3 protein-coding genes and 1 pseudogene are annotated in these 5,311 nt (G+C 64.0%); 3 read left to right on the forward strand and 1 reads right to left on the reverse strand.

Annotated features, from left to right (window positions below; translation table 11 throughout):
- Positions 1-293 (reverse strand): annotated as a pseudogene (locus RMO40_RS18455) (hypothetical protein); the annotation flags it as partial.
- A 552-nt stretch (positions 294-845) separates the two neighbouring features.
- On the opposite strand from RMO40_RS18455, the gene RMO40_RS18460 reads away from it, so the two are divergent.
- The 3 genes from RMO40_RS18460 to RMO40_RS18470 form a co-directional block, all read left to right on the forward strand.
- Positions 846-2,606, forward strand: a complete 1,761-nt coding sequence (locus tag RMO40_RS18460) for a poly(ethylene terephthalate) hydrolase family protein (RefSeq protein WP_309724506.1) — start codon at positions 846-848, stop codon at positions 2,604-2,606.
- Positions 2,607-2,766: 160 nt separating this feature from the next.
- The gene (locus RMO40_RS18465; RefSeq protein ID WP_309724508.1) at positions 2,767-4,020 is read left to right on the forward strand and encodes a cellulase family glycosylhydrolase; all 1,254 of its coding nucleotides are present in this window, start codon (positions 2,767-2,769) and stop codon (positions 4,018-4,020) included.
- 293 nt (positions 4,021-4,313) lie between these two features.
- Positions 4,314-5,311 (forward strand): response regulator (locus tag RMO40_RS18470; protein ID WP_309724511.1); only part of this gene is annotated, 998 nt, incomplete at its 3' end.

The raw sequence follows: 5,311 nt of genomic DNA on the forward strand, positions 1-5,311 counted from the left end.
GAGGCCATGTCCTGGAACTGCAGGGCCGTGACGGCGCCGCCCAGGTTTTGCATCACGTCGTTGAAGACGGCATCGTCGTCTTCGAGGGTGTGAGGTTGTGAGCGCAGGGTGTTGATGTGCTGCGACGCGCCATGGAAACGCTGCATCAGCGTGTCGCAGGCGTCGGACAACAGCGTTTGCAGCCGATCCAGGTCGTTGCTGGCGGTCATCAAGTGGTCTTGCAAATCAGCCGCCGCCAACAAGGGCAGGGTGCCGCCGGCAGACGATGCTTGTGCTTCGTTCGCGTCTTCCATCAGCTTCGAGTCTCCACTCAGGTGGGGGGCAGGGTGCGCGCCGAAGCGCCGCACTCAACGGGGTCATCTGAATGGGATTTTCGGCAGACGGGGCCGATACATAAGCCCGATCACGGGCAATAAGTCCTGGCAATTCGCTGCAATGCCGAGCTGGCACAGCCGTTTTGGCCACTTTGTGGGCAGCGTCGAGCCCGGCCGCTCAGGCACTGCCCTATCTCACAGTGACGCAGCGATCGCCGGGCGCCACAAGTCCCGCGGTCATCACGGTCAGGGATTCACCCGAATGGATCTCCAAGAAGGTTTCAGCCGCATGAAGGCGGCGCTGAGCATTGCTCAGTACAAGCGATCGCCTCAGCGCCGCGCCCACCTACCGATCAGCATTGGCGGCTTTCCCCGGGCAGCGTATCCAGACGTTCGACACGTATCCGTTGGTGTGAACAAGTTCACAAAAGCACGGCCGTTCGCTACATTCGCGCGGCCTCGGGCCGGCTGACCGCAGGTGCGGCAGACGGCGTGACACCGTTCCACCCATCATCGAGCAGGACGTTTTCTATGACTTCGCGATTTCTCAACAAGGTGCCAGCATTGACACTGGCGCTCGTTCTGGCCGCTTGCGGCGGCGGAACGGCCCCCCAAGACGATGCCGCAGCACCGCCGGTCACCCAAGACGTCATTGAGCACGAGGTCGCAAGTACTGCTGATGCCTACGGCGCGCCTTCCGACTTGTCCGCCTCGACTCCCACTGAAGCCTTGGCGGCAATCCCCGGCTTCCCATCGGTGGGTACCGCGTTCGATGTTCGTGGTCCTTTGGCGGTCAGCGTGCGCCGCGGCGCAGCCCACACTTATTACTATCCGACGGCCGGTGCCACGGGCGTGCGGCACCCAGTGGTGCTGTGGGGGAATGGCACCGGGGCCACACCGTCGATCTATGACGGGCTTTTGCGCCACTGGGCCTCTCACGGGTTCATCGTCGCCGCCGCCAACACGCCCAACCCAGGCAGCGGGGTCGAGATGCTGCGCGGTCTCGACCTGCTGACCTCGATGAACCAGACCGCCGGTGATCTGTTCTTCGGCCGGGTGGACACGACGCGCGTCGCGACCAGCGGTCACTCGCAGGGAGCCTACGGTGCCGTCAGGGCCGCCAGCGACCCCCGTGTCAAAACTGCCGTGCCATTGGAAGGCGGGGGCTACGCGGCCAACGTACGGGGCAGCATTCTGTTCCTCGCGGGTAGCGCAGACACCATCGTTCCGCCGGCCCTCGTCCGCCCTGCATACCAGTCCGCAAGAACCGCCCCCGCGGTCTACGGCGAGCTCAAGGGGGCGACCCACTTCACGCCAATCCGCAGTGGCGGCGGCTTCCGTTCTGTGACCACCGCGTGGCTGCGTTTCGCCCTGGCCGAAGACAACAATGCCGCCCCGACGTTCGTGGGTGCATCGTGCGGTCTTTGCACATCCAACGACTGGGAGTTCGAGAGAAACGCCGCCTTCCAGGCAGCCAACCCCGGTGGGGTGACGCCGCCCCCCGTCGAGCCCCCCGCCGAGCCTCCGGCTGAACCGCCGAGCGGGTTCCCGTCGGTGGGCACGGCCTTCGGCACGCGTGGCTCCTTCGCGGTCAGCGTCATCAATGCCCCCACCCACACCTACTACCACCCGACCACGATGGGCGCAAACGGCCTGCTCCATCCGGTGATCCTCTGGGGCAACGGCACAGGCGCGACGCCGAGTGCATATGACGCCCTGCTTCGCCATTTGGCGTCTCATGGTTTCATCGTTGCGGCTGCCAACACCACCAACGCCGGCAGCGGCGCCGAGATGCTGCAGGGCCTCGACCAACTGACAACCTTCAATGCCACTCCCACCAGCCCGTTCTACGGCAAGGTCAACTTGACGCGCGTCGGCACCAGCGGCCACTCTCAAGGCGGCTTCGGTTCGGTGGCAGCGGCACATGACCCGCGCATTCGCACTGCGGCGCCTTTGCAGGCTGGCAGCTATTCGACGATCAGCAGCACCGCCAGCGTGGTGTTCTTTGCGGGCCAGAACGACACCATCGTGTCGCCCCTTCTGGTGCGCAGCGCCTACGCGCGTGCGACCCGCGCCCGCGCCGCTTATGCCGCATTGCAGGGAGCCACCCACTTTGAGCCTGCCATCAACGGGGGTGACTTCCGCCCCGCCGTGACGGCATGGATGCGGTGGCAGCTGGCCGACGACGCCAACGCGAAAGCGCTCTTCGCCGGTCCGAGCTGCGGGCTGTGCACGGCACCGCAATGGACGTTTGAGCGGAATGCGTTGTTCCAGGCGGCGTGGCCCCGTTGAACTTCAGGGCCGGCGCTGGAGCCGGCCCATGCGCCTCTGAGGCGGCCTCTGAGCAGGCCACCTCGCCGCATAGCGAGCCAAGCGATTTCTTGGTTCCGTGGTTCCGTGGTTCCGACTGTCGTGTCTAGCACTCGTTTCATCCTGATGATTGGGCCTGCCTGTGAATAGCTACCTGAAGAGGATTCTTGCGGTCTGCGTCGTATTGCTCGCGTCGGTGGTGCAAGCGCAGAGCATTCCCAATTGTTCGAGTTCGGCGTCCGATCCGGACAAGGATGGCTGGGGCTGGGAGAACAATCGCTCGTGCAAGGTGCTAGCGACCACGGCCTATCCCGCCTGCGCAAGCGCAACCTCGGATCCCGATGGTGATGGTTGGGGCTGGGAGAACAATCGGTCCTGCAAGCTCGGGGCAGGCACCACCTACCCCGCCTGCGCCAGCGCTTCTTCAGACCCGGACGGCGACGGTTGGGGATGGGAGAACAACAAGACCTGCAAGGTCGGATCAACTGGGTCAACCGCGGCCGGATTCAAGGTGTCCGGCAGCAGCCTCCAAGACGCCAACGGCAACAACTTCTACCCGCGCGGCGTGAACAACCCCCATGCGTGGTACGACACCCAGTCATACGCCGTGTTGCCCAACCTGGCCGCACGCCGCACCAACCTGGTACGCATTGTCTGGACCACACAGGGCAGCGCCGCGCGGTTGGACGAGGTACTGACGGCCGTCGAAACGCAGAAGATGATCTCGATGGTCGAGTTGCACGACGGCACGGGCAGCAACGACCCCGCGCTGCTGGAAAAGTTGGCCTCTTACTGGGCACGAAGCGATGTGGCCGCGGTGCTCAAGAAGCATGAGCGCTACCTGATGATCAACATCGCCAACGAGTGGGGCGCCCACGACAAGAGCGAAGCGCAGTGGGCCGCCGACTACAAACGTCCGATCTCCATCATCCGCAATGCCGGCCTGACCACCACGATCGTGATCGACAACCCCGGTTGGGGCCAAAACGGAAACGGTGCCCTGTGGCACGGCCAAGAATTGCTCAACCACGATCCGCGGCACAACCTGATGTTCTCCATCCACATGTATGGGGCATGGAACAACGCGAGCGACATCTACAACGCCATGAACAACTATCGCAACAACAAGCTTGCGCTCGTGATTGGTGAATTTGGCTACAACCACAACAGCGGCAACAACAACCTTGGCAGCAAGGTCGACGCAGGCTTGCTCATGCGGTATGCCCAGGAGTTTGGTGTGGGTTATATCGCTTGGTCCACGCAAGGCAACGATACCGAGAACGCTTGGCTGGACCTGATGACAAACTGGTCAGGCACCACCGCCTGGGGCAACATGGTCTGGTACAGCCAATACGGCATCTACAACACGGCACAGCCGGCCTCGGTTTTCAAGTAACACTGTCCGAACGATTGATCGCACCCCACGCTCTGCACTGGCGCGAGCCCTATGAGCGCTTGGTTCATGCGATGTATCGAGACAGCAACGAAGAAAGCCTCGAAGACGTCCAACAGTACGTGCGGGCTGGGTATCCGGCTTTCAAACACACGCCTTGGCACGAGGGCCACTTGCGTACCCGTGGCACCGAAGGCGATTACTTCGGCTGTTGATTCTTCGAGGCAGGTGCTGTTTCGTACCTGCTGGAACTCGACGACTCAAAGATTGAGCGCGCCCTTGGCATACTGCAAGCCATGTCGCCCCCCCTGTCCGAGAAGCGCCTGCGTGTCCTGCACCTGGAAGATTCAGAGCTGGATCACCAGTTGATGCTCGCTCATCTGCGCCGCAGCGGGCTGGTGGTCGACGCCCTGCGCGTCGACACCGAGGCCGACTTCCTGAAGTGCATCGAGCCCGAGCAAGACTGGGACGTGGTGGTCTCCGACTACAACCTGCCCGGGTTTTCGGGCCTGGTGGCGCTCGATCTGCTGAAAGCCAGCGCGCAGATGATCCCGTTCATCCTCGTCTCGGGCGAGATCGGCGAAGACACGGCGGTCGAGGCCATGCGCAACGGCGCCTCGGACTACCTGCTCAAGAACAACCTCACCCGCCTCGGCCCGGCGCTGCTGCATGCGGTAGAAACCCACGAACTGCTGCTGGCCCGCCAGCGCGCCGACCGCGAGCTGGGTGAATCCAAGCAGCGGGTGCACGAGCTGGCGCAGCACTTGCAAACCAGCGTGGAGCTGGAGCGCGCCGCGATCGCGCGAGAAATCCACGACGACGTGGGCGGCTCGCTCACCGCGCTCAAGTTCGACCTGGCCTGGATCGCCCGCCACTCCGACTCGCCCGAGGTGCTGTCGCGCGTCAATTCGGCGCTGGAGACCGTGAGCCACGCCATCGAGGCCAGCCAGCGGGTGATGCACAACCTGCGCCCGGCCATCCTGGAGCAAGGCTTGATCGCCGCCTTGCAGTGGATGGCCAGCCGTTTCGAGAAGCGCACCGGCATCACCTGCGAGTTCCGCTCGCGCCACGAGCACCTGAGCCTGCCGGCCGGTGTGCCGCTGGTGGCCTATCGCACGGTGCAGGAGGCGCTGACCAATGTGTCCAAGCACGCCCAGGCGAGCCAGGCCCACATCGACCTGTCGCTGGCCGGCGGGGTGCTGTCGCTGGAGGTGAGCGACAACGGGCGTGGCCTGAGCCAGGAAGACCTGGCCAAGGCGCGCTCTTTCGGCATCCGCGGCTTGCATGAGCGCGC

It is taken from the genome of Rhizobacter sp., from assembly GCF_031412075.1.
Classification (GTDB): Bacteria; Pseudomonadota; Gammaproteobacteria; order Burkholderiales; family Burkholderiaceae_C; genus Rhizobacter.